The organism is Erwinia sp. AnSW2-5, from assembly GCF_045107195.1.
Taxonomy (GTDB): Bacteria; Pseudomonadota; Gammaproteobacteria; order Enterobacterales; family Enterobacteriaceae; genus Erwinia.
The window spans coordinates 180384-203352 of sequence record NZ_JBJGXA010000031.1; the positions used below are offsets into that span (position 1 = coordinate 180384).

General features: G+C 53.5%; 24 protein-coding genes. 12 read left to right on the forward strand and 12 right to left on the reverse strand.

What is annotated here, in order from left to right; all coding sequences use genetic code 11:
• Window positions 1-23 precede the first annotated feature (23 nt).
• The 4 genes from tgt (at window position 24) to secF (ending at window position 4354) form a co-directional block, all read left to right on the forward strand.
• A complete protein-coding gene (gene tgt, locus ACFL9S_RS19055; RefSeq protein ID WP_405263422.1) occupies window positions 24-1154 on the forward strand; it encodes a tRNA guanosine(34) transglycosylase Tgt in 1131 nt (376 codons plus the stop codon).
• 17 nt (window positions 1155-1171) lie between these two features.
• Complete coding sequence (gene yajC / locus ACFL9S_RS19060; protein ID WP_062747803.1) at window positions 1172-1501, forward strand: preprotein translocase subunit YajC; 330 nt, start codon at window positions 1172-1174, stop codon at window positions 1499-1501.
• 26 nt (window positions 1502-1527) lie between these two features.
• A complete protein-coding gene (gene secD / locus ACFL9S_RS19065; protein ID WP_405263423.1) occupies window positions 1528-3375 on the forward strand; it encodes a protein translocase subunit SecD in 1848 nt (615 codons plus the stop codon).
• Window positions 3376-3442: 67 nt separating this feature from the next.
• Window positions 3443-4354 (forward strand): protein translocase subunit SecF, encoded by a 912-nt coding sequence (gene secF / locus ACFL9S_RS19070; protein WP_405263455.1) that lies wholly within the window; start codon window positions 3443-3445, stop codon window positions 4352-4354.
• Between the two features lie 90 nt (window positions 4355-4444).
• Here the strand turns inward: secF and ACFL9S_RS19075 are convergent, their stop codons facing one another.
• Window positions 4445-5011 (reverse strand): DUF3251 domain-containing protein, encoded by a 567-nt coding sequence (locus ACFL9S_RS19075; RefSeq protein WP_405263424.1) that lies wholly within the window; start codon window positions 5009-5011, stop codon window positions 4445-4447.
• Between the two features lie 190 nt (window positions 5012-5201).
• Between ACFL9S_RS19075 and nrdR the strand changes: the two genes are divergently transcribed.
• From nrdR to pgpA, 6 genes are all read left to right on the forward strand, one after another.
• The gene (gene nrdR / locus ACFL9S_RS19080; RefSeq protein ID WP_405263425.1) at window positions 5202-5651 is read left to right on the forward strand and encodes a transcriptional regulator NrdR; all 450 of its coding nucleotides are present in this window, start codon (window positions 5202-5204) and stop codon (window positions 5649-5651) included.
• Between the two features lie 4 nt (window positions 5652-5655).
• Window positions 5656-6759: a bifunctional diaminohydroxyphosphoribosylaminopyrimidine deaminase/5-amino-6-(5-phosphoribosylamino)uracil reductase RibD gene (gene ribD, locus ACFL9S_RS19085; protein ID WP_405263426.1), complete on the forward strand. Its 1104-nt coding sequence runs from the start codon at window positions 5656-5658 to the stop codon at window positions 6757-6759.
• Between the two features lie 87 nt (window positions 6760-6846).
• A complete protein-coding gene (gene ribE, locus ACFL9S_RS19090) occupies window positions 6847-7317 on the forward strand; it encodes a 6,7-dimethyl-8-ribityllumazine synthase (protein WP_405263427.1) in 471 nt (156 codons plus the stop codon).
• 16 nt (window positions 7318-7333) lie between these two features.
• Window positions 7334-7753: a transcription antitermination factor NusB gene (gene nusB / locus ACFL9S_RS19095; protein WP_133846297.1), complete on the forward strand. Its 420-nt coding sequence runs from the start codon at window positions 7334-7336 to the stop codon at window positions 7751-7753.
• 50 nt (window positions 7754-7803) lie between these two features.
• Complete coding sequence (thiL, locus tag ACFL9S_RS19100) at window positions 7804-8781, forward strand: thiamine-phosphate kinase (RefSeq protein WP_405263428.1); 978 nt, start codon at window positions 7804-7806, stop codon at window positions 8779-8781.
• Complete coding sequence (pgpA, locus tag ACFL9S_RS19105; RefSeq protein WP_405263429.1) at window positions 8759-9262, forward strand: phosphatidylglycerophosphatase A; 504 nt, start codon at window positions 8759-8761, stop codon at window positions 9260-9262. The genes thiL and pgpA overlap by 23 nt, the downstream gene beginning before the upstream one ends.
• 48 nt (window positions 9263-9310) lie before the next feature.
• Here the strand turns inward: pgpA and ACFL9S_RS19110 are convergent, their stop codons facing one another.
• The 4 genes from ACFL9S_RS19110 to xseB form a co-directional block, all read right to left on the reverse strand.
• Entirely contained in the window at window positions 9311-10285 is a 975-nt protein-coding gene (locus tag ACFL9S_RS19110) for an aldo/keto reductase (RefSeq protein ID WP_405263430.1), read from the reverse strand.
• Window positions 10286-10377: 92 nt separating this feature from the next.
• Entirely contained in the window at window positions 10378-12243 is a 1866-nt protein-coding gene (gene dxs, locus ACFL9S_RS19115; protein ID WP_405263431.1) for a 1-deoxy-D-xylulose-5-phosphate synthase, read from the reverse strand.
• A gap of 18 nt (window positions 12244-12261) precedes the next feature.
• Window positions 12262-13161 (reverse strand): (2E,6E)-farnesyl diphosphate synthase, encoded by a 900-nt coding sequence (ispA, locus tag ACFL9S_RS19120; protein WP_405263432.1) that lies wholly within the window; start codon window positions 13159-13161, stop codon window positions 12262-12264.
• A complete protein-coding gene (gene xseB / locus ACFL9S_RS19125; RefSeq protein ID WP_133846303.1) occupies window positions 13161-13403 on the reverse strand; it encodes an exodeoxyribonuclease VII small subunit in 243 nt (80 codons plus the stop codon). Before xseB ends, ispA begins: the two co-directional genes overlap by 1 nt.
• Before the next feature lie 255 nt (window positions 13404-13658).
• Here xseB and thiI point away from each other — a divergent pair, with 255 nt between their 5' ends.
• Window positions 13659-15107 (forward strand): tRNA uracil 4-sulfurtransferase ThiI, encoded by a 1449-nt coding sequence (gene thiI / locus ACFL9S_RS19130; RefSeq protein WP_405263433.1) that lies wholly within the window; start codon window positions 13659-13661, stop codon window positions 15105-15107.
• Window positions 15108-15260: 153 nt separating this feature from the next.
• Here the strand turns inward: thiI and yajL are convergent, their stop codons facing one another.
• Together yajL and panE are read right to left on the reverse strand one after the other, a co-directional pair.
• Window positions 15261-15857: a protein deglycase YajL gene (gene yajL / locus ACFL9S_RS19135; RefSeq protein WP_405263434.1), complete on the reverse strand. Its 597-nt coding sequence runs from the start codon at window positions 15855-15857 to the stop codon at window positions 15261-15263.
• On the reverse strand, window positions 15811-16731 hold the full coding sequence (gene panE, locus ACFL9S_RS19140) for a 2-dehydropantoate 2-reductase (protein ID WP_405263435.1): 921 nt from the start codon (window positions 16729-16731) through the stop codon (window positions 15811-15813). Before panE ends, yajL begins: the two co-directional genes overlap by 47 nt.
• Window positions 16732-16858: 127 nt before the next feature.
• Between panE and ACFL9S_RS19145 the strand changes: the two genes are divergently transcribed.
• Entirely contained in the window at window positions 16859-17350 is a 492-nt protein-coding gene (locus tag ACFL9S_RS19145; protein ID WP_405263436.1) for a YajQ family cyclic di-GMP-binding protein, read from the forward strand.
• A gap of 138 nt (window positions 17351-17488) precedes the next feature.
• Here the strand turns inward: ACFL9S_RS19145 and ACFL9S_RS19150 are convergent, their stop codons facing one another.
• The 5 genes from ACFL9S_RS19150 to cyoB all read right to left on the reverse strand — a co-directional run bounded on the left by ACFL9S_RS19150 (window position 17489) and on the right by cyoB (window position 22965).
• A complete protein-coding gene (locus tag ACFL9S_RS19150; protein ID WP_405263437.1) occupies window positions 17489-18856 on the reverse strand; it encodes an MFS transporter in 1368 nt (455 codons plus the stop codon).
• 277 nt (window positions 18857-19133) lie between these two features.
• Window positions 19134-20021, reverse strand: coding sequence for a heme o synthase (cyoE, locus tag ACFL9S_RS19155; RefSeq protein ID WP_405263438.1), 888 nt, complete (start codon window positions 20019-20021; stop codon window positions 19134-19136).
• 13 nt (window positions 20022-20034) lie between these two features.
• Window positions 20035-20364: a cytochrome o ubiquinol oxidase subunit IV gene (locus ACFL9S_RS19160; protein WP_133846311.1), complete on the reverse strand. Its 330-nt coding sequence runs from the start codon at window positions 20362-20364 to the stop codon at window positions 20035-20037.
• The gene (locus ACFL9S_RS19165) at window positions 20364-20984 is read right to left on the reverse strand and encodes a cytochrome o ubiquinol oxidase subunit III (protein WP_133846312.1); all 621 of its coding nucleotides are present in this window, start codon (window positions 20982-20984) and stop codon (window positions 20364-20366) included. Before ACFL9S_RS19165 ends, ACFL9S_RS19160 begins: the two co-directional genes overlap by 1 nt.
• A complete protein-coding gene (gene cyoB / locus ACFL9S_RS19170) occupies window positions 20974-22965 on the reverse strand; it encodes a cytochrome o ubiquinol oxidase subunit I (protein WP_405263439.1) in 1992 nt (663 codons plus the stop codon). The genes ACFL9S_RS19165 and cyoB overlap by 11 nt, the downstream gene beginning before the upstream one ends.
• Window positions 22966-22969: the final 4 nt, after the last annotated feature.

Consider the following 22969-nt stretch of genomic DNA (forward strand, 5'->3'; position numbering starts at 1 on the left):
ACTGTTTCTCTGATGGAGGCAATGTGAAGTTTGAATTAGACACAACTGATGGCCGCGCACGTCGTGGACGTCTGGTTTTTGAGCGCGGCGTTGTAGAAACCCCGGCATTTATGCCAGTGGGTACCTACGGCACGGTAAAAGGCATGACCCCGGAAGAAGTGATCGATACCGGTGCACAGATCATCCTCGGCAATACCTTCCATTTATGGTTGCGTCCTGGCCAGGAGATCATGAAACTGCATGGCGATCTGCATGACTTTATGCAGTGGAAAGGTCCGATCCTGACCGACTCCGGCGGTTTCCAGGTGTTCAGCCTGGGTGATATCCGTAAGATCACTGAAAAGGGTGTGCATTTCCGTAACCCGATCAACGGTGATGCGATCTTCCTCGATCCTGAAAAGTCGATGGAGATTCAGTACGATCTCGGCTCAGACATCGTGATGATCTTTGATGAATGTACACCGTACCCGGCTGACTGGGATTACGCGAAACGTTCAATGGAGATGTCTCTGCGCTGGGCACAACGTAGCCGCGATCGCTTTGATTCTCTGGGAAATAAGAACGCGCTGTTCGGGATTATCCAGGGCGGGGTTTACGAAGATTTACGTGATGTCTCCGTTAAAGGGCTGGTAGATATTGGCTTTGATGGGTACGCTGTGGGCGGCCTGGCGGTGGGTGAGCCAAAAGAAGATATGCACCGTATTCTGGAACATGTTTGCCCGCAGTTGCCTGAGGATAAACCACGCTACCTGATGGGCGTCGGTAAGCCACAGGATCTGGTGGAAGGCGTGCGCCGTGGTATTGATATGTTTGACTGTGTGATGCCAACCCGCAACGCGCGTAACGGACATCTGTTCGTGACCGACGGCGTGGTAAAAATCCGCAATGCGAAGTATAAAGATGACACGTCTACGCTTGATGCTGAATGCGACTGCTACACCTGCCGTAACTACAGCCGCGCTTACCTTTATCATCTTGATCGCTGTAACGAAATTTTGGGTGCGCGTCTGAACACCATCCATAATCTGCGTTACTATCAGCGCCTGATGGCCGGTTTACGCCAGGCAATCGAAGAGGGTAAATTAGAGCTCTTCGTGACCGAATTCTACCAACGGACAGGATTGGCGGTTCCGCCTTTAACGTCTGATAATTAAACAATGAGGGAAATTTAATGAGCTTTTTCACTTCTGATGCCGTAGCAGCCGCAGCACCATCTCAGGGAAGTCCTTACTCTCTGGTGATTATGTTGGTTGTGTTTGGTCTGATTTTCTACTTTATGATCCTGCGCCCTCAGCAGAAACGTGCGAAAGAGCACAAGAAACTGATGGATTCAATTTCTAAGGGTGATGAAGTGCTGACCACCGGTGGCCTGGTGGGCCGTGTGACCAAGGTCGCTGAAACCGGCTATGTTGCTATCGCACTGAACGAAACCACTGAAGTTGTGGTCAAACGTGACTTCGTCGCCGCCGTTCTGCCGAAAGGTACAATGAAGGCGCTTTAATTTTCGTTTTCCCTAAGGGAACTGCCGTGTTAAACCGTTATCCTTTGTGGAAGTACATCATGTTGATCGTCGTGTTACTCGTCGGTCTGCTGTATGCACTACCTAACCTGTATGGTGAGGATCCGGCCGTTCAGATCACTGGTGCGCGCGGAAGCGCCGCCAGTGAGCAAACGCTGGTTCAGATCCAGAGCGCATTAAAACAAGATAATATCCAGAGCAAATCACTTGCGCTGGAAAATGGCGCTATTATGGCGCGCTTCGCGAATACCGACGTGCAGATGCGCGCGCGTGAAGCGATTATTAAAGCGCTAGGCGATAATTACGTCGTGGCGCTTAACCTCGCTCCAGCAACACCGTCCTGGCTCGCCATGCTCAATGCGGAACCGATGAAACTCGGCCTCGATCTGCGCGGCGGCGTTCACTTCCTGATGGAAGTCGATATGGATACTGCTCTGGGTAAACTCCAGGAGCAGAACATCGACAACCTGCGTAGCGACCTGCGTGATAAGAGCATTCCTTACGTTAACGTCCGCAAAATCAATAATTACGGTCTGGAAATTCGTTTCCGTGATGCCGCCGCACGTGATCAAGCCGTCAGCTATCTGGCTGGCCGTCACCGCGATATGGTCATCAACAGCAGTGGCAGTAATGCTCTGTCGGCAGTAATGAGTGATGAGCGACTGCGTGAAGCCCGTGAATATGCGGTACAGCAGAACATCAATATTCTGCGTAACCGTGTGAATCAGCTGGGCGTGGCAGAGCCACTGGTACAGCGTCAGGGTTCTGACCGTATCGTCGTGGAATTGCCAGGTATTCAGGATACTGCACGCGCGAAAGAGATCCTCGGCGCAACCGCAACGCTGGAATTCCGTTTGGTCAATACCACTGTGGATGCCACCGCTGCTGCAAACGGCCGCGTACCGGGCGACTCTGAAGTGAAAAACACCCGCGATGGTCAGCCTGTTGTGCTGTACAAGCGAGTGATCCTCACCGGCGACCACATCACCGACTCCACTTCAAGCACCGATGAATACAACCAGCCTCAGGTTAATATCTCCCTGGACAGCGCTGGCGGTAACATTATGTCCAACTTCACCAAGGACAGCGTCGGTAAAGCGATGGCAACCCTGTTTGTCGAGTACAAAGACAGCGGGAAGAAAGACGCCAACGGTCGCTCAATCCTTGAGAAGCAGGAAGAAGTGATTAACGTTGCGAATATCCAGTCTCGTCTGGGTAATAGCTTCCGTATCACCGGCATCAATAACCCGAACGAAGCCCGCCAGCTGTCACTGCTGCTGCGTGCCGGTGCGTTGATTGCGCCAATCCAGATTGTTGAAGAGCGTACTATTGGCCCGACAATGGGTCAGCAGAACATCACTCAGGGTCTGGAAGCCTGCCTGTGGGGCCTGATCGCCTCCATCATCTTTATGGTGGTGTGGTACAAGAAATTTGGTCTGATTGCGACCAGTGCGCTGCTGGCTAACCTGGTACTGATTGTCGGTATCATGTCGCTTCTGCCTGGTGCCACGCTGACCATGCCGGGGATTGCCGGTATTGTGCTGACGCTGGCGGTTGCGGTGGATGCAAACGTACTGATTAACGAACGTATCAAGGAAGAGCTGCGCAACGGACGTTCCGTTCAGCAGGCGATCCATGAAGGCTATAAAGGCGCGTTCTCCAGTATCGTTGATGCTAACGTCACGACGCTGATTAAAGTGTTGATCCTGTACGCAGTCGGTACTGGCTCAATCAAAGGCTTTGCGATCACCACGGGAATCGGTATTGCGACCTCGATGTTTACCGCAATTATCGGTACTCGCGCCATTGCCAATCTGTTGTACGGCGGCAAACGCATCAACAAGCTGTCTATCTGAGGAGTGCGTTGTGTCACAGGAACATAGTGTTGAACAATTGAACCACGGCCGTAAAGTCCATGACTTTATGCGCTGGGACGCGTTGGCGTTTGTCATCTCGGCACTGCTGCTGATTGCTGCCATTGCCATTATGGGCGTGCGTGGCTTTAACTGGGGTCTGGATTTCACCGGTGGTACGGTGATTGAAATTAACCTCGAGCAGCCCGTAGAACTGGATATGCTGCGCATCAGCCTGGAAAAATCAGGTTTTGATGAGCCGCAGGTACAGAACTTTGGCAGCAGTCGTGATGTCATCGTCCGTATGTCACCGCGTGAAGGGAATGCTGGTCAGGAGCTGGGCGCGAAAGTGCTGGCGACGATCAACGAGGCAACCCAGCAGCAGGCAACGGTAAAACGTATTGAGTTTGTCGGCCCAAGCGTGGGTAGCGATCTGGCTCAGGCTGGCGGAATGGCGCTGTTATCTGCGCTGATTGCCATCCTGATCTATATCGGTTTCCGTTTCGAATGGCGCCTGGCACTGGGTACTGTGCTGGCACTGGCCCATGACGTCATCATTACCGCAGGCATTTTGGCGCTGTTCCAGGTTGAAATTGATCTGACGATCATCGCCTCTCTGATGTCGGTTATCGGTTACTCGCTTAACGATAAAATCGTGGTCTCGGACCGTATTCGTGAGAACTTCCGCAAGATCCGTCGCGGTTCGTCTTACGATATCACCAACGTCTCACTGACGCAGACGCTGAGTCGTACCATTATCACCTCGGTAACCACCCTGGCGATGGTCGCGATTCTGTTTGTGTTCGGTGGCGCGTTGCTGAAAGGCTTCTCGTTGACCATGCTGATCGGTATCACTATCGGTACCATCTCGTCGATTTATGTCTCTTCTGCGCTGGCGCTGAAGCTGGGCATGAAACGCGAGCATATGCTGCAGCAGAAAGTGGAAAAAGAGGGCGCAGATCAGCCTTCAATTCTGCCTTGATCTGTTTTGCAGGGGCGTAGCATGCTGCGCCCGGGTTGAACATGTTCGACCTTACCGATGGGAAGGGCCACGCAATGCGTGGCCTTTTTTTTATGGTGTGTTGGGCGCAGGCGGCTCCGTGCTGAGCACCACATCATGTACCCGCACATACCCCAATTGTTCCGGCGGCAGGTTGCTTAAACGCAATGACACGGTGGCTTCACTTTTCGCCAGCAGCGTGCGGGTGACTTCGATTTGTTGCACCTGGCTGTTTACCGTCAGTGGCTTGCTGGTCGCACTGTCCAGCTCCCCCCATTCGACCTGAGCCGTGAACGCGGGGATCAGTGCATCACCCGTTGCGCGAATATGCAGAATGGCACGCGTGCCGTTGGCTTCCGGCTGGACATGGCTCAACGACAGCTTTAATTCACCCGCCTGGCTTTTCAGGATCACTCCGGTATTCGCTGCAGGCAACAGCCACGCACCCTGTACCGAGCCGCTGTTCAGATTGCCCTGTTTTTCCAGTGCCGTGGCCTGATTGGTGAGTTGGCGCATTTCCTGGGTCAGTTTCCCGACTTCGTTATGCAACTGATTTATTTTCGGTTGGGGCGGCGTACTGGCACAGCCTGCCAGCAACAACAGGGATCCCAGTGACAATTTTAGATAAGCGCTTGTCATTGTTCATTTCCTTTTGATTGAAGCGAATGACTTTATCTTAGAGCAAACGGGTCTTGATCGCCTGCAAAGAAATACGGCATTTTGTTGCATAAGCCCCATAAAATCAGGACAGTTTTTCCGACGCACCTTTGGCACATCGCCGGGTTCGCGGTACACTGTCCGACACTATAAAGGATAATCAGGACGCGTCATGTATTGCCCATTCTGTTCTGCCGTGGATACGAAAGTGATCGACTCCCGCCTGGTCGGTGAGGGCACCTCGGTACGCCGTCGTCGTCAGTGTCTGATGTGCCATGAACGTTTTACTACGTTCGAGGTGGCAGAACTGGTGATGCCGCGCGTAGTGAAAAGCAATGACGTGCGTGAACCCTTCAATGAAGACAAGCTGCGCAGCGGTCTGATGAAAGCACTGGAGAAACGCCCGGTGAATTCAGACTCGGTGGAAACGGCCCTCAGTCATATCAAAAGTCAGTTACGTGCCACGGGCGAGCGTGAAGTGGGCAGTAAGATGATCGGCAGCCTGGTGATGGACGAGCTGAAAAAACTGGATAAAGTAGCCTATATCCGCTTCGCTTCGGTATACCGCAGCTTTGAAGATATCCGCGAGTTTGGCGAAGAGATCGCCCGTTTACAGGACTGACGTAATGCGTGATGAAGTCTTTATGTCGCGTGCGCTAGAACTGGCGCGTCGTGGCCGTTTTACTACCACACCGAATCCGAACGTTGGCTGCGTGATTGTGCGCGACGGCGAGATTGTGGGGGAGGGCTATCATCTGCGTGCCGGTGAACCCCACGCGGAAGTGCATGCGCTACGTATGGCAGGCGACAAAGCACTGGGCGCGACCGCCTATGTCACGCTGGAGCCATGCAGCCATCACGGGCGTACGCCGCCTTGCTGCGATGCGTTGATCGGCGCGGGGGTGACCCGTGTCGTGGCGGCAATGCAGGATCCGAACCCGGAAGTCGCGGGGCGCGGCCTGTACCGCTTACAGCAGGCAGGCATTGACGTCAGCCACGGCCTGATGATGCAGGAAGCGGAAGCGATCAATCGCGGTTTCCTGAAGCGTATGCGTACCGGGTTCCCCTGGGTGCAGCTGAAGCTGGGCGCGTCGCTGGATGGCCGCACTGCAATGGCCAGTGGCGAAAGCCAGTGGATTACTTCACCGCAGGCGCGGCGCGATGTGCAACGTCTGCGTGCGCAAAGTTCTGCCATTCTCAGCACCAGCGCGACGGTACTGGCGGATAACCCGTCGCTGACGGTGCGCTATCACGAACTGGATAGCGCAACGCAGGCAGATTATCCCGCAGACCTGTTGCGTCAGCCGGTCAGAATTATTGTCGACAGCCAGAATCGCGTCATGCCGCAGCATCAAATTATTGCACAATCCGGGGAAACCTGGCTGGCGCGAACGGCCTGTGATGAGCAGCCTTGGCCTCACAATGTCACTCAATTCAGCGTGCCCCGTCACAACGGCAGGCTGGATTTAGTGGCGATGATGATGCTGCTGGGAAGAAAACAAATTAACAGCGTCTGGGTGGAAGCTGGGGCGCAGTTTGCCGGCGCATTATTGCAGGCCGGCGTGGTGGATGAGTTGATTGTGTATCTCGCCCCCAAACTTCTTGGCGATAGCGGGCGTGGCCTGTGCCAGTTGCCGGGCCTTGAGCATCTTACCGATGCACCTGCTTTTGCCTTTAGTGATGTTCGTCAGATTGGGCCAGACTTGCGCCTGACGCTGAACCCGTTATAGCGGTTTGCGCAAAAACAAGCAGACCGGTAAAGAGTGTGATAGAATCCGCCCCCCTGCGGGGCAAAACAGAACCCTGAAAGGAAGATTATGAACGTTATTGAAGCTGCTGTTGCTACCCCTGATGCGCGCGTTGCTCTGGTTATTGCGCGTTTCAACAACTTTATCAACGACAGCCTGCTGAGTGGTGCGATTGATGCCCTGAAGCGTATTGGTCAGGTCAAAGATGAAAACATCACCGTTATCTGGGTTCCGGGTGCTTATGAGTTGCCAATGACCGCACGTGCGCTGGCGAACGCTGGTAAGCATGACGCTATCGTTGCACTTGGCACCGTAATTCGTGGCGGTACAGCCCATTTCGAATATGTGGCAGGTGAGGCCAGCTCTGGCCTGGCCAGTGTTGCCATGAACAGCGATATCCCGGTTGCTTTTGGCGTACTGACCACCGAAAACATCGAGCAGGCCATTGAACGCGCCGGTACCAAAGCGGGTAATAAAGGTGCTGAAGCAGCCCTGACCGCTCTGGAAATGATTAACGTATTGAAAGCCATCAAAGCCTGATTTTAAGGGGAATTTCGTGAAACCTGCTGCTCGTCGCCGCGCCCGTGAATGTGCTGTTCAGGCACTTTACTCCTGGCAAATTTCCAAAAACGACATCGCTGATGTCGAATACCAGTTTCTGGCGGAACAGGACGTTAAAGACGTCGATATTACTTACTTCCGTGAGCTGGTCGGCGGCGTTGCAACTAACAGTGCATACCTCGACGGCCTGATGCAACCTTACCTGTCACGTCAGCTGGAAGAGCTGGGGCAGGTTGAGAAGGCTATCCTGCGTATCTCTCTGTTTGAACTCAGCAAGCGTTCAGACGTTCCCTACAAAGTTGCGATTAATGAAGGGATCGAACTGGCTAAAGTGTTCGGCGCTGAAGACAGCCATAAGTTTGTCAACGGCGTACTGGATAAAGCTGGCCCGTTCATCCGTCCAAACCGCAAATGATTCTCTGAGGCCGCTCATCACGGCCTCTTTTTTTACTCCCGGAATGCATTATGGCCTGTGGCGAATTTGAACTGATCGCGCGTTATTTTGACCGTGTGACCAGTTCCCGTCGTGATGTTGAAAAAGGCATCGGTGACGACTGCGCATTACTCAGCGTACCGGAAAAACAGACGCTGGCTATTAGCACTGACACACTGGTAGAAGGTGTGCATTTTCTGCGTGATATTCATCCCGCGGACCTCGGATACAAAGCGCTTGCAGTGAACCTTAGCGACCTGGCTGCCATGGGCGCCGATCCTGCATGGTTAACGCTGGCTCTGACGTTACCAGAAATTAATGAAGACTGGCTGAAGGACTTCAGCGACAGCCTGTTTGAACTGCTCGATTATTACGACATGCAATTGATTGGCGGCGATACCACGCGCGGCCCACTCAGTATGACGCTGGGCATTCACGGCCTGGTGCCCCAGGGCCGGGCGTTGAAACGCAGTGGTGCGCGCGTCGGTGACTGGATCTATGTAACCGGTACGCTGGGCGACAGTGCTGCAGGTCTTGAGCTGTTGCAGCATCATGTGAAGATTAACGATCCGGCCGCGCATGAAGTGCTGATCAAACGCCATCTGCGGCCGATGCCGCGCATCCTTCAGGGACAGGCGCTGCGCGATCTGGCCAGTGCGGCCATCGACCTCTCCGATGGTCTGATCTCCGATCTGGGCCATATTCTTAAAGCCAGCGACTGCGGTGCGCGACTGAATCTTGATGCACTGCCGCTGTCGACCGTGCTTAAACAGCATTTTGAACCTCAGCAGGCGCTGCGCTGGGCGCTGAGCGGCGGGGAAGATTATGAGCTGTGCTTTACCGTTCCTGAGATTAATCGTGGCGCGCTGGACGTGGCGCTGGGCTATCTTGGCGTGCCGTTTACCTGCATCGGGCAGATCGCCCCGCAATCGGAAGGATTGACGCTGTTGCAGGATGATAAGCCGGTAGAGATGAACCTGAAAGGATTTGACCATTTTGGCTCGCGCTAAAGATGTGGCGAAAAGTCGCCTGAAGATGAGTAATCCGTGGCACCTGCTGGCGACCGGTTTTGGTAGCGGGCTGAGCCCGTGGATGCCTGGCACCGCGGGTTCTCTGGCGGCAATTCCCTTCTGGTATCTGCTCGATTTACTGCCGCAGGATCTCTACTCTCTGGTGCTGTTGCTGGGTATTAGCATTGGTGTCTATCTTTGCCATCGCACGGCGAAGGATATGGGTGTTCACGATCACGGCAGTATCGTCTGGGATGAGTTTATCGGGATGTGGATCACTCTGATGGCAGTCCCGGTGAACAGCTGGCAGTGGGTGCTGGCAGGCTTCCTGGTGTTTCGTGTTCTGGATATCTGGAAACCCTGGCCTATTCGCTGGTTTGACCGCAACGTTCACGGCGGCATGGGCATTATGGTTGATGATATTATCGCCGGGGTTATCTCAGCCGGGATTTTGTTTGCGGGCGGACACTACTGGCTCTAAATCTCCAGGGGCCGATCCTGTTTTGATCGGCCCGCTTTATCCGGATGATTATTCGAAGCCCACCACCGGATGCGGCTTATAAACACTCTCCAGCTCGAAAATCTCTTCCTGAGTTAATTCCACCTCTACCGCTTTCACCAGATCCTCCAGCTGTTCACTGCGCGATGCGCCAATAATCGGTGCGGTAACCGCAGGTTTGCTCAGCAACCAGGCCAGCGCGACTTGTGCACGACTCACGCCTTTATCTTTCGCCATGTTCTCCACACGTTGCGCGATCTCTCCATCATTCTCTTCGCTCTGACTGTACAGCGTCTGACCGTATTCATCGGAAACAGATCGGGCAGTTGTCTCCCCCCACGGGCGCGTCAGGCGGCCACGCGCCAGTGGGCTCCACGGCAGGACCGCAATATTCTCTTTCAGGCACAAAGGATGCATTTCCCGCTCTTCCTCGCGCTGGATCAGATTGTACTGATCCTGCATGCTGACAAAGCGAGTCCAGCCGTGGCGATCGGCGGTGCTTAGCGCCGTGGCAAACTGGCTGGCATGCATGGAGGAGGCCCCGATATAACGCGCCTTACCGGCTTTTACCACGTCATGCAGTGCTTCCAGCGTCTCCTCCAGCGGCGTGTCATAATCCCAGCGATGGATTTGCAGTAGGTCGACGTACTCCATGCCCAGGCGTTGCAGACTGTCATCAATGGATTGCAGTATATTGGCGCGCGACAAGCCACCTGACAGGTTGCTCATGGGGAAGTAGACCTTGGTAGCAACCACCACCTCGTCACGGCGGGCAAAATCCCGCAGCGCACGGCCGACAATCTCTTCACTGCTGCCGTCAGAGTAACTGTTGGCGGTGTCGAAAAAGTTGATTCCCGCTTCCAGTGCCTGCTTAATCAGCGGACGGCTGCTCTCTTCAGGCAGTGTCCAGGCGTGCTTGCCGCGATCGGGTTCACCATAGGTCATGCAGCCTAAGCAAAGGCGGGAAACGGTCAAACCGGTATTGGCTAACTGAAGGGTTTTCATGTTTGCTCCTGCTATTAATCCTTGTGTAAGGATAGCAGGCAAAAAAAAGCTCCTTATAAAAGGAGCACGTTGTATCACATGGAGCGGGCGAGTTACTGCGCCAGCCAGCTGTCGATTTGCTGGCGTATTCCGGCAGCATCCAGCTGGTAATCTGTGCGAACCTCTTCCTGAGTTCCCTGCGGAATAAACTCATCCGGCAGGCCAATATTCAGCACCGGCACCAGCTTGCGTTTTGCCATCAACAGTTCGTTCACGCCGCTACCGGCACCGCCTTTGATTGCGCCTTCTTCAAGGGTAATCAACGCATCATGGCTTGCCGCCAGTTCGAGGATTAACGCGTCATCCAGCGGTTTAACAAAACGCATATCTACCAGCGTGGCATCCAGGGCTTCCGCCGCCGCTGCCGCTTCCGGCAGTAACGTACCGAAGTTGAGGATAGCCAGTGAGCTGCCCTGACGCAGCTTACGCCCTTTGCCCAGAGGCAGGGCTGCCAACGGTTCAATAGTGGCGCCCGTGCCGTTACCTCGTGGATAGCGTACTGCGCTTGGGCCACTGCTGTGGTGATAGCCGGTGTAAAGCATCTGGCGACATTCGTTTTCGTCGCTTGGCGTCATGATGAGCATATTCGGAATGCAGCGCAGGAAGGCGATATCGAATGCCCCCTGGTGGGTCTGACCATCTGCACCGACAATGCCGCCACGGTCGATAGCAAACAGCACGGGCAGTTTCTGGATGGCGACATCATGAATCAGCTGATCGTAGGCACGTTGCAGGAAGGTGGAATAGATCGCCACCACCGGCTTGTAGCCGCCAATCGCCAGCCCGGCAGCAAAGGTCACTGCGTGCTGCTCGGCAATCGCTACATCAAAATACTGCTCTGGGTAATCGCGTGAGAAGCTGACCATGCCAGAACCTTCACGCATGGCGGGCGTTACCGCCATCAGCTTGCTGTCTTCAGCGGCGGTTTCACACAGCCACTGGCCGAAAATTTTCGAATAACTCGGTAGCCCTTCGGCACTTTTTGGCAGCAAACCACTGGCCGGATCGAATTTAGGAACGGCGTGCCAGCTGATCGGATCTTTCTCTGCCGGGGCGTAGCCTTTGCCCTTTTTGGTCATCACATGCAGGAACTGCGGGCCTTTCAGGGCACGCATATTACGCAATGTATGCACCAGCGCCAGCACGTCGTGACCATCGACCGGGCCAATATAGTTGAAGCCCAGTTCCTCAAATAGGGTGCCTGGCACCACCATGCCTTTCAGGTGTTCTTCCGTGCGCTTGACCAGCTCTTTGATGGGCGGCAGACCGCCCAGCACTTTTTTTCCCCCTTCACGCAGGCGTGAATAGGTTTTCCCGGAGAGGATTTGCGCCAGACGGTTGTTTAATGCGCCGACGTTTTCTGAAATCGACATTTCGTTGTCGTTCAGCACTACCAGCAGGTCAGCTTTGATATCACCCGCGTGATTCATGGCCTCAAAAGCCATACCGGCGGTGATGGCACCGTCGCCAATCACACAGGCAGTACGGCGATCTTTGCCTTCTTTTCCTGCTGCCACAGCCATGCCCAGCCCGGCACTGATCGAGGTGGATGAGTGGCCGACATTGAGCACGTCAAACTCACTTTCATCGCGCCACGGGAACGGGTGCAGGCCATTTTTCTGGCGAATGGTGCCGATACGGTCACGGCGCCCGGTCAGGATCTTATGCGGGTAAGCCTGATGACCCACGTCCCACACCAGATGATCGAACGGCGTGTTATAGACATAGTGCAGTGCCACGGTGAGTTCCACCACGCCAAGACCAGACGCAAAATGACCGCTGGAGCGGCTAACGCTGTCGAGCAGATACTGGCGCAGCTCGTCACAGAGTTTTGGCAGGCTCTCTTTCGGTAGCAAACGTAATTCTTGCACCGTGCTTGCCAGGGCAAGCGTCGGGTATTTTGCAGGTTCAAAACTCATCAGAGACTCATTTGGAAGTTATTTATCGCGTTCAATTATAAAGCCTGCCAACGCCCGAAGTGGGGCCGTGTTGTAAGACTGTGCGGCAAGCGTTTCTAATGCGCTGAGGGACTCCTGATAGAGAACCCATGCTTTTGCCCTGGCACTATCAAGTCCCATCAGTGCCGGGTAGGTGCTCTTACCTAATTGCTGATCGGCTCCCTGCCGTTTGCCGAGTACGGCGGTATCACCGATAACGTCGAGAATATCGTCCTGGACCTGGAAAGCGAGGCCGATCGCATTCGCATAACGATCGAGCGCGGGTAGCGCTGCACGCCCGGCTTCACCGGCAGCCAGTGCGCCAAGACGCACGGCAGAGCGGATCAGTGCGCCTGTCTTATGGCGATGAATCTGCTCTAACTCCTGTAAATTGACCTGTTTGCCTTCGGCGGCGAGATCCAGTGCCTGGCCTCCACACATGCCAGCAACACCGCTGGCCTGAGCCAGCTCTGACAGCATGGCAATACGTGCTTCAGCCGATACACCGGGCATCGGTGTATCGGCAAGAATAGAAAAGGCCAGCGTCTGTAACGCATCCCCTGCAAGAATGGCAGAATCTTCGCCAAACTTAATATGGCAGGTCGGCTGGCCACGACGCAGGCTGTCATCGTCCATCGCTGGCAGGTCGTCGTGGATCAAAGAATACGCGTGAATACATTCAACGGCGGCGGCTGGCGCATCGAGCGCGGCATCGTCAGCATGCAGCATTTCACCCGTGGCATACACCAGGAATGGACGCAGCCGTTTACCCCCTAATAATGCACCATATTCCATGGCATTCACCAGAGGACTACTCTGAAAGGGCAGTTGTGCAATAAAGCGTTGCAGTGCGGCATTCACCCGCTGATAGTGCGCGGTGAGTAACACGTTGAAATCCATCAGTCATTTTCCGGCGTGAAAGGCGTCAGGTCGGCGTTCTTATCATCGCTCAGTAAAATCTGTACGCGCTGTTCAGCCTGTTGCAACGTCTGCTGCCCGGTGCGTGCCAGCTGCACGCCCCGCTCAAATTCATTCAGCGCGTCTTCCAGCGGCAGGTTACCGCTTTCGAGGCGAGTGACAATCTGCTCAAGCTGTTGCAGTGAGGTTTCGAAACTGACGGGCTGTTCGGCTTTTTTCGGCATTTTTGGTCCTGACTTATGATTTTCATCAGTGAGCGCTCATGGTAGCCGACTCTAAATGATTAGCAAAATATCCCTGCATTTTTCGTGTTGCCGGGAAGGGTAATCAGGGCCGCAGATGAAGAAGCAGCCACTGTACAAAGATGATATACTACTGCGCCTGGATGCAAAGGGCGTAAGCCAATTTGCAAGACTCTGATTTTATCAGTTAAGTGCCCTCCTTTTCAGCACTTAATTACCTGACGAATACATGCCGCTATGAAGTTTATCATTAAGTTATTCCCTGAAATTACGATCAAAAGTCAGTCTGTACGCCTGCGCTTTATCAAAATCCTCACCGGTAATATCCGCAACGTTCTCAAGCATTACGATGAAACCCTCGCGGTGGTTCGCCACTGGGACAACATTGAAGTCCGTGCCAAAGATGAAAACCAGCGAGCGGCTATCGTCGCTGAACTGACGCGCATCCCCGGTATTCATCATGTTCTGGCGGTGGAAGATCGCTCGTACACCGATGTGCATCATATTTTTGAGCAGGTTCTGGATATGAACCGTGAGCGCATTGAAGGCAAGACATTCTGCGTGCGTGTAAAGCGCCGTGGAAAGCATGAATTCAGCTCGCAGGATGTAGAACGCTATGTCGGCGGTGGCCTGAATCAGCATGTTGCGACCGCGCAGGTGCAGCTTAACCGCCCGGAAGTCACGGTGAATCTGGAGATTGAAGACGATCGCCTGATTCTGGTGACGGCGCGTTATGAAGGCATCGGCGGTTATCCTATTGGTACGCAGGAAGATGTGCTGTCGCTGATTTCCGGTGGTTTTGACTCCGGTGTTTCCAGTTATATGCTGATGCGTCGTGGTTGCCGCGTGCATTACTGCTTCTTTAACCTCGGTGGCGCTGCGCATGAAATCGGCGTTCGCCAGGTGGCGCACTACCTGTGGAAGCGTTACGGCAGCTCGCACCGCGTGCGTTTTGTCGCGATTAACTTCGAGCCGGTAGTGGGGGAAATCCTCGAAAAAGTCGATGATGGCCAGATGGGCGTGGTGCTGAAGCGCATGATGGTTCGTGCGGCATCGAAAGTGGCAGAGCGCTATGGCGTTCAGGCACTGGTGACCGGTGAGGCTTTAGGTCAGGTATCCAGTCAGACGCTGACCAACCTGCGCCTGATCGATAACGCCAGCGATACGTTGATCCTGCGTCCACTGATCTCACATGACAAAGAGCACATCATCAAGATCGCTCGTGAGATCGGAACGGAAGATTTCGCCCGCACTATGCCGGAATATTGCGGCGTGATCTCTAAAAGTCCGACAGTGAAAGCCGTTAAAGCGAAGATCGAAGCGGAAGAGCAGAATTTTGACTTCAGCATTCTGGATCGCATGGTTGATGAAGCGACCAACGTCGATATTCGCCAGATCGCCGAGAAGACAGAAGAAGACGTGGTTGAAGTGGAAACCGTGGCCTCCTTCGCTGAAAACGATGTCATCCTGGATATCCGCTCTAACGACGAGCAGGATGCGCGACCGCTGGCGCTGGATGGCATTGAAGTGAAACCGCTGCCGTTCTATAAGCTGGGGACGCAGTTTGGCGATCTTGATCAGAGTAAAACCTGGTTGCTGTACTGCGAACGTGGCGTGATGAGCCGTTTACAAGCGCTTTACCTGCACGAGCAGGGCTTCAAAAACGTCAAAGTGTATCGTCCTTAAGTCCGTTCCATCCTGGCTTACTTGCCATTTCGTGCCCGGGCAGTGCTCGCCATCCTCACGTACTCATGTACGCTGCGGTGGCTGTGTGCTGGCCGGACACGAACTGGCTGCGCCGCCGACGTCTGGTGCGTCCGGCCGCACACTTACAAAATATCAATCGCGGTAATCGTAAATCCCGGCGGCCAGTACCATCTGCTCTGCCACTTCCCGCGCTTTCTCTTTTCCTGCCACTAAATCAATCAGCTTCAGTGCAAAATCAATGGCGGTGCCGGGTCCCTGGCTGGTCAACAGATTGACGCGTCTGTCCCATACCACGCGACGATCCATCCATTTCTCTTCCGGGATCGTCTCTTTCAATCCCGGATAGCCAGTCATATTTCCGACCGGGAACAGATTGTGCGGTATCAATACGGTACCCGCTGCGGCGCAGATAGCCGCTACAATGCGCCCCGCCTGATTAAAATGACGTACCGTTTCCACCAGCAGTGGACTGTTGCGGAAGCATTCAGCGCCTTTCAGGCCACCGGGCAGGACAATCGCGGCATACTCATCGTCAGCCACTTCCACCAGCGGCGCATCGGCCAGCAGGCGGACTCCGCGTGAACAGACTATTTCGCAGTTGCCATCATCCGCAACGCTGGCGGTGACCACCTTGATCCCGGCACGCACCAGTAAATCAATGGTGGTGACGGCCTCGGTTTCTTCACTCCCAGGTGCCAGGCAAACCAGAACCGATGGTTTCGCGGTCATAATCTTGTTCCTTTCGCTTAATAAATTCGTAAAGACGGCTGTTTTCCGGGGTGGTGATCCCCTGTGCGCGGGCGCGACGGATAACATAGCCGTTGATGTAATCAATTTCGGTGCGGCGCTGTGCGCGAATGTCCTGCAACATTGACGAGGTGTTACCCGCCGTACTGCGAATCACTTCCAGTACATAGTCGATCAACCATTCACGCGAGGTGTGCTGGCCTTCGCGTTCCATGACGGCGGCGACCTCATTGCTTAAGGCTTCGATCTCCGGGCGATGTTCGGCCAGTTCTCCATTCGTGCAGTCGTAGAAGACCGTCAGTGGGTTAATCACACAGTTAACGGCCAGTTTCTGCCAGGCGGCGGAGGCCACATTATTGTGCCAGGCAACGTCAGGCAATGCGCGGTGCAGCACTTCTGCCAGTTCGCTCATGTCGGCGCCCGCAGCCGTGACGGGACCAATATGGGTAATGCCGGAAGCAACATGCACGATGACGGTGCCATCGCGTCTGGCTGCGTGGGTGGTAACACCCCGTAAAAGCGGCTGAGGCAGGCCTTTTAACTCGTCCAGCGTACCCATGCCGTTATGCAACAGCAGCACCGGGCAGTGAGCAGGCAGGACAGACTGCATATTTTTCACCGATTCTGATACCTGCCAGGCTTTTAGCGTGACGATCAGCAGCTCACTGTCCGCCAGAAAGGTGGGATCGTTAGCAATGAACGTCTTATTCACTGTCTCGCCGTTCAGGCCGATCACGTTCACCGAGCAGTAAGGCTGCGGAACACGCAACCATCCCTGAACGTCGTGCCCCTGTTGTTCAAGTGCAGCCAGCCAGATCTGCCCCAAAGCTCCGCATCCAAGTACGGTAATTTTCATTGTTCCTCCCCGCGTGCGGGTTGAGTTAACCGTCCTGCTCATTATTATAGCTTTCAGCGCCAGCGGTTTTATTTACCTGCTGCAAGAAGGTATTATGCCTGTCACTTTAGTATCAGGAGAATAGATCATGCCATCTTTCGATATCGTTTCTGAAATTGATATGCAGGAAGTGCGTAACGCAGTAGATACTGCTAACCGTGAAATTGGTACCCGTTTCGACTTTCGCGGTGTCGAGGCCAGCTTTGAGCTGATTGAGAAAAATGAATCCATCAAAGTATTAAGCGAGTCTGACTTCCAGGTGAAGCAGCTGGTGGATATTCTGCGTGAAAAACTGCTGAAACGCGGGATCGAAGGGGCTGCCCTGGACGTCCCGGAGCAGATTGTACACAGCGGTAAGAGCTGGAGCGTCGAAGCCAAAATGAAAAAAGGCATCGAAAGCGACATCGCGAAGAAACTGGTTAAGCAGATTAAAGACAGCAAAATCAAAGTACAGACGCAGATCCAGGGTGATGAACTGCGTGTGACCGGTAAATCTCGTGATGATTTACAGGCTGCGATGGCGTTAGTGCGTAAAGCGGATTTGGGGCAGCCGTTCCAGTTCAAAAACTTCCGCGATTAACGATCTGATCGATCGGGGAAAAACGATTATCCAGAAAGGTCGACCGAAAAAAATGGTCGACCCAGGAGGTTCTTTTTTTACCCGGTTATCGTAGCTATCAGGGGGCGGGCCTTCTGTTTCGGTCCGCCCGTCTGCGGATTATGCGGCCGCTGCGATCAACTTCTCAATCTCGGCGCGGTTCGTTATTTTGCTGTCAATTTTGACGTAGGCGCTTTGCTCTTCCGGCACGATAAACACCGCTGCCACGCCCGGCTGGGCTTTCAGACGCTGCTCCAGACTCTCTTTGTCCTCATGACTGGCTTCCAGCGTAATGCGCAGGCTGCTGACGTAGGGCGGTTCCTGCATGCTCAGGCTGACCAGCAACCAGGCGGCGGCTATCAACGCACCAATCAGGAAGACACTCTGCGCATCTATGTGACCATAAACCCAGCCGCCCATGCTGCCACCAATCGCCACGCCGATAAACTGGCTGGTGGAGTAAAGCCCCATCGCAGTCCCTCGGTAGCCAGGTGGCGATTCTTTGCTGACCAGAGAAGGCAGAATCGCCTCCATCAGGTTAAAGCCGATAAAGAACAGCTGTACGCCAATCACCAGCGTCCAGAAGTGATTACCGGCACCCCACAGCACCACTTCTGCTATCAGCATCAACACGACGCAGCCGACAAAGACGCGCTTCATGCGGCGTTTAACTTCAGCATAGATAATAAATGGCAGCACGCTGGCAAAGGCGATCAGCATGGTGAACAGATAGACTTTCCAGTGTTCGGCGGGGGGAAGCCCTGCCTGCTCAAATTGCCCCGGCAGTGCGACGAAACTCGACATCAGCAGAATATGCAGGCAAAGAATACCGATGTTTAGTTTCACCAGACGGCTGTTGGTCAGCACATCGCGGATGCTGCCCTTCACGATGCCGGACTCACGATTCAGCATGTGATTCGACGTCGACGGCACCACCAGAAGGGTGATAATAATTCCGGCACTCGCCAGCAAGGCGATCATCCAGAACAACGCGTGCAGACCAAAAGTGTGAGTGATCACCGGGCCGAGCACCATCGCAATGGCAAAGGTGACGCCGAAGCTGATACCGATAAACGCCATCGCTTTGGTACGGTTCTGCTCACGCGTCAGGTCCGACAGCAGAGCCATCACTGCAGCGGCAATTGCGCCGGAACCCTGTAAGGCACGCCCGAGGATGACGCCCCAGATTGACGTGGTCATGGCAGCAATCACGCTACCCAAAACAAAAATCAATAATCCACCAACAATCAGCGGTTTGCGCCCGATGCGGTCAGACAGAAGCCCGAAAGGAATTTGAAATACGGCCTGCGCTAAACCGTAGATGCCAATGGCGAATCCAATTAATGCTTCGCTTGCTCCCTGCAATGCCATGCCATAAGTGGTAAGAACGGGTAATACCATAAACATTCCCAGCATTCGCAGGGAAAAAACCGTCCCCAAACCCCATGTCGCGCGCAACTCGACCGGAGTCATTTTATTATCGTTCATTACTACCTCAGTCTGTCGAACACACATATACCCGTCATACTTCAAGGTACATCTTTGTTGGCTGCGCTTACTCACCCGAATCACTTACCGATGTAAGCTCATCGGGGCTCATTCTCTTGCCGCCTCGATGTCCCAAAAGTAGGCCCCATGAGGGGACTCGAATTATTTTGGGTATAGTTTATGTGTGAGGGGAGGGCGGGTAAAACATTACTTTTAAGCGAGTGGTAACAAAAAGAAAGGGCGCGAAATCGCGCCCTTAGTAGAGATGTGCTTACTGTTACCTGATGTACGTCAGCATGTCTTTGGAAGCCGGGGTCATGAAGTCGACAGACATCATCACGCTTAACGCTGTGATGGCAACAATCGAGAACACAAACAGCTTACGCGCCCAGACACGATCGTTCTGAGTTTTGTAACCTGACAGTGCCATGCCCAGCCACCAGACGCTGACAGCAGAAGCCACAACCAGGTATTTATACCCGGCATAGCCCACTAGCGTCAGCATCAGGGTGGCAACCATAAACGCAATGATATACAGCGTGATATGGTTCTTCGCCACAGAGATACCTTTCACCACCGGCAGAACTGGGATATTGGCTGCCTGGTAATCTTTAAAGCGGAAGATAGCAATCGCATAAGAATGCGGCATCTGCCACAGGCTAAAGATAGCCAGCAGGATCAATGCACCAGCATCAAACTGGTTGGTGACGGCACAGTAGCCAATCACTGGAGGCGCAGCTCCGGAAAGGCTGCCAATCAGAGTGCCGTATACGGAGTTGCGCTTCATGTACAGGCTGTAAACGCCGACATAAACCACAAAACCCATCACCGCCAGCCACATGGCCAGCGGATTTGCTCCGAAATACAGCATTGCGAAGCCAGCAATACCCAAAACGGTTGCATAAACCAGGCTTAATTTCGGAGAGATGAGGCCTTTAACCAGCACTCGATTCTTGGTTCTCTCCATTTTTTTGTCGATATCACGGTCGATAAAGTTGTTATAAACACAACCTGATGCAACCACCAGCGAGACGCCGACTAAGGTGAAGAGAAACAGGGAATAGTCAATGCTGCCTTTAGAAGCCAGCAGAAACCCCCCGATGACAGAAATTAAATTTCCGAAAATAATTCCTGGTTTTGTTACTTGCAGGTATTGCTTAATCATCACAGTAGCTCTGTTAGTGGCTCATCATGTTGTAGTTGAGGTTCCACATAATCCATAGCGAGCCAACAACAACAATCAGGATGATAAGTGCTGCAAACACGATAGCAATCAGGTTCCAGCCGCCCTCAGACTTGCTGTCCAGATGGAGGAAATAGACCAGATGCACCAGCACCTGGACTACCGCACACACCAGAACAACGGCGAGGATGGTCGCTTTAGAAGCGCCGCCGTCCATGACCATCCAGAATGGGATACCTGTCAGAATGATCGACAGGATAAAGCCGATCATATAAGACTTCACGCTACCATGAGAAGCGCCATGCTCAGTTGCTGAATGGCTCATTACATAACCCCCATCAGGTAAACAATGGTGAATACGCAGATCCACACCACATCCAGGAAGTGCCAGAACAGGCTCAGGCACATAATACGGGTGCGGTTGCTATCAGTCAGACCACGTTTAGCAATCTGATACATCAACACCAGCATCCAGATCAGGCCTGACGTCACGTGCAGACCGTGGGTGCCCACCAGCGTGAAGAACGCGGAGAGGAAGCCACTACGATCCGGACCGAAGCCTTCTTTAATCAGGTGATGGAATTCATAGATTTCCATACCAATGAAGCCCAGACCAAACAGGAAGGTCATCGCCAGCCAGCCGATAACTGCACCCTTCTGCTTGTTGTTCATGTTGATAACAGCCATACCATAGGTAATGGAGCTCAACAGAAGCAGGGCGGTTTCCACCAGGACGAAGGGCAGTTCAAAGATGTCTTTGCCTGCCGGGCCGCCCGCAGTGTTATTAACCATCACACCATACGTCGCAAACAATGTTGCGAAGATGATGCAGTCACTCATCAGGTAGATCCAGAAGCCGAAGACTTTGTTGGCGCCTGTATCGTGGTGATGATGCCCATGCTCCGCATGGGCGTCGTGGTGTTTAGTCACAGTTTCAGTCGACATTTTTCAGACCTGCTTTGCTAATTTCGTCAAAGTGCTGATTTTCGATTTTCTGAACTTCAGCAACAGGAACGTAGTAATCCACGTCTTCGTCAAAGCTCTTGACGATCCAGGACACGATCATGCCCAGGAATGACAGGCCTACCAGCCACCAGATGTGCCAGATCGCTGCAAAACCAAAGACCGCACAGAAGAAACCAATGACGACGCCAGCACCGCTGTTTTTCGGCATATGAATTTCTTCATAGTGAGCCGGCTGCTTATACGCTTCGCCTTTTTCCTTCATTTCCCAGAACGCATCGCGCTCGTGAATTTCAGGAACAACAGCAAAGTTATAGAACGGTGGTGGTGAAGAGGTTGCCCACTCCAGAGTACGCCCGCCCCACGGGTCACCTGTCACATCACGCAGCTGCTCGCGGTCACGGACCGAAACATAGAACTGAGTAATCTGGCAAACAACACCACAAGCAATCAGACCCGCACCACATGCTGCAATCACCAGCATTGAGTGGAACTGAGGATCGATATCCTGGCTAATACGACGGGTCATGCCCATGAAGCCCAGCACGTACAGCGGCATAAAGGCAACGAAGAAGCCAATGATCCAGAACCAGAACGCGCGGATACCCCAGGTTTCATTCAGTTTGAAGCCGAATGCTTTCGGGAACCAGTAAGTCACACCAGCAAAGCAACCGAACACCACACCACCGATAATCACGTTATGGAAGTGGGCAATCAGGAACAGACTGTTGTGCAGCACGAAGTCTGCACCTGGCACGGCCAGCAGTACCCCGGTCATACCACCTACAGAGAAGGTGACCAGGAAGCCAACGGTCCACAGCATACAGGAGTGCATTTCAATGCGGCCCTGGTACATGGTGAACAGCCAGTTGAAGATTTTAACACCGGTCGGAATGGCGATGATCATCGTCATAATACCGAAGAAGGCGTTAACGTTCGCGCCTGCACCCATGGTGAAGAAGTGGTGCAGCCACACGATAAAGGACAGGATGGTAATAACTACCGTTGCCCAAACCAGTGAAGTATAGCCAAACAGGCGTTTTTTCGAGAAGGTAGCAACAACTTCCGAGAACACACCGAAGACCGGCAGAACCAGGATGTAAACTTCCGGATGACCCCAAACCCAAATTAGGTTGACGTACATCATCATGTTGCCGCCCATATCATTGGTAAAGAAATGGAAACCAAGATAACGGTCAAGGGTCAACAGAGCCAAAGTCACGGTTAGAACCGGGAACGCGGCGATAATCAGCACGTTGGTGCACAGGGAAGCCCAGGTGAACACCGGCATTTTAAACATGGTCATGCCAGGTGCACGCATCTTCATAATAGTTACGAAGAAGTTGATACCTGTTAGGGTCGTACCGATACCGGAGAGCTGGAGACTCCATATCCAGTAGTCAACACCGACTCCCGGACTGTATTCCGCCCCCGAAAGTGGTGGGTAAGCCAGCCAACCGGTCTGTGCGAATTCGCCCACACCCAGTGACAGGTTAACCAGAACTACACCAACCATGGTGAACCAGAAGCTCAGGTTGTTCAGGAACGGGAAGGCCACGTCGCGTGCGCCGATCTGTAATGGAACAGCAATGTTCATCAGACCAACAACAAACGGCATCGCTACGAAGAAGATCATGATCACGCCGTGAGCGGTGAAGATCTGGTCGTAGTGGTGCGGTGGCAAAATACCGGCTTCACCCGCAGAGGCAAGTACCTGCTGGGTACGCATCATTACCGCATCGGCAAAACCGCGCAGCAGCATGACAAATGCCAGGATGATGTACATGATACCGAGTTTTTTGTGGTCAACTGAGGTCAGCCACTCGGTCCACAGATATTTCCACTTACCGAAGTAAGTCAGTGCGGCGACTAGCGCCAAACCGCCAAGAATAATGGCGGCAACCGTAACCATGATAATCGGTTCATGATACGGCACTGCATCCAGTGTTAATTTTCCAAGCATCGTA

Excerpts from the sequence above, each read along its gene's own strand:
- ACFL9S_RS19160 (WP_133846311.1), bottom strand. The coding sequence starts at position 20,364 with ATGAGCCATTCAGCAACTGAGCATGGCGCTTCTCATGGTAGCGTGAAG.
- ispA (WP_405263432.1), bottom strand. The coding sequence starts at position 13,161 with ATGGATTTCAACGTGTTACTCACCGCGCACTATCAGCGGGTGAATGCC.
- cyoB (WP_405263439.1), bottom strand. The coding sequence starts at position 22,965 with ATGCTTGGAAAATTAACACTGGATGCAGTGCCGTATCATGAACCGATT.
- thiI (WP_405263433.1), top strand. The coding sequence starts at position 13,659 with ATGAAGTTTATCATTAAGTTATTCCCTGAAATTACGATCAAAAGTCAG.
- ACFL9S_RS19165 (WP_133846312.1), bottom strand. The coding sequence starts at position 20,984 with ATGTCGACTGAAACTGTGACTAAACACCACGACGCCCATGCGGAGCAT.
- ACFL9S_RS19110 (WP_405263430.1), bottom strand. The coding sequence starts at position 10,285 with ATGAAAACCCTTCAGTTAGCCAATACCGGTTTGACCGTTTCCCGCCTT.
- secF (WP_405263455.1), top strand. The coding sequence starts at position 3,443 with ATGCGCTGGGACGCGTTGGCGTTTGTCATCTCGGCACTGCTGCTGATT.
- dxs (WP_405263431.1), bottom strand. The coding sequence starts at position 12,243 with ATGAGTTTTGAACCTGCAAAATACCCGACGCTTGCCCTGGCAAGCACG.
- thiL (WP_405263428.1), top strand. The coding sequence starts at position 7,804 with ATGGCCTGTGGCGAATTTGAACTGATCGCGCGTTATTTTGACCGTGTG.
- ACFL9S_RS19145 (WP_405263436.1), top strand. The coding sequence starts at position 16,859 with ATGCCATCTTTCGATATCGTTTCTGAAATTGATATGCAGGAAGTGCGT.
- cyoE (WP_405263438.1), bottom strand. The coding sequence starts at position 20,021 with ATGATTAAGCAATACCTGCAAGTAACAAAACCAGGAATTATTTTCGGA.
- ACFL9S_RS19150 (WP_405263437.1), bottom strand. The coding sequence starts at position 18,856 with ATGAACGATAATAAAATGACTCCGGTCGAGTTGCGCGCGACATGGGGT.
- xseB (WP_133846303.1), bottom strand. The coding sequence starts at position 13,403 with ATGCCGAAAAAAGCCGAACAGCCCGTCAGTTTCGAAACCTCACTGCAA.
- ACFL9S_RS19075 (WP_405263424.1), bottom strand. The coding sequence starts at position 5,011 with ATGACAAGCGCTTATCTAAAATTGTCACTGGGATCCCTGTTGTTGCTG.
- panE (WP_405263435.1), bottom strand. The coding sequence starts at position 16,731 with ATGAAAATTACCGTACTTGGATGCGGAGCTTTGGGGCAGATCTGGCTG.
- ribD (WP_405263426.1), top strand. The coding sequence starts at position 5,656 with ATGCGTGATGAAGTCTTTATGTCGCGTGCGCTAGAACTGGCGCGTCGT.
- yajL (WP_405263434.1), bottom strand. The coding sequence starts at position 15,857 with ATGACCGCGAAACCATCGGTTCTGGTTTGCCTGGCACCTGGGAGTGAA.
- nrdR (WP_405263425.1), top strand. The coding sequence starts at position 5,202 with ATGTATTGCCCATTCTGTTCTGCCGTGGATACGAAAGTGATCGACTCC.
- yajC (WP_062747803.1), top strand. The coding sequence starts at position 1,172 with ATGAGCTTTTTCACTTCTGATGCCGTAGCAGCCGCAGCACCATCTCAG.
- ribE (WP_405263427.1), top strand. The coding sequence starts at position 6,847 with ATGAACGTTATTGAAGCTGCTGTTGCTACCCCTGATGCGCGCGTTGCT.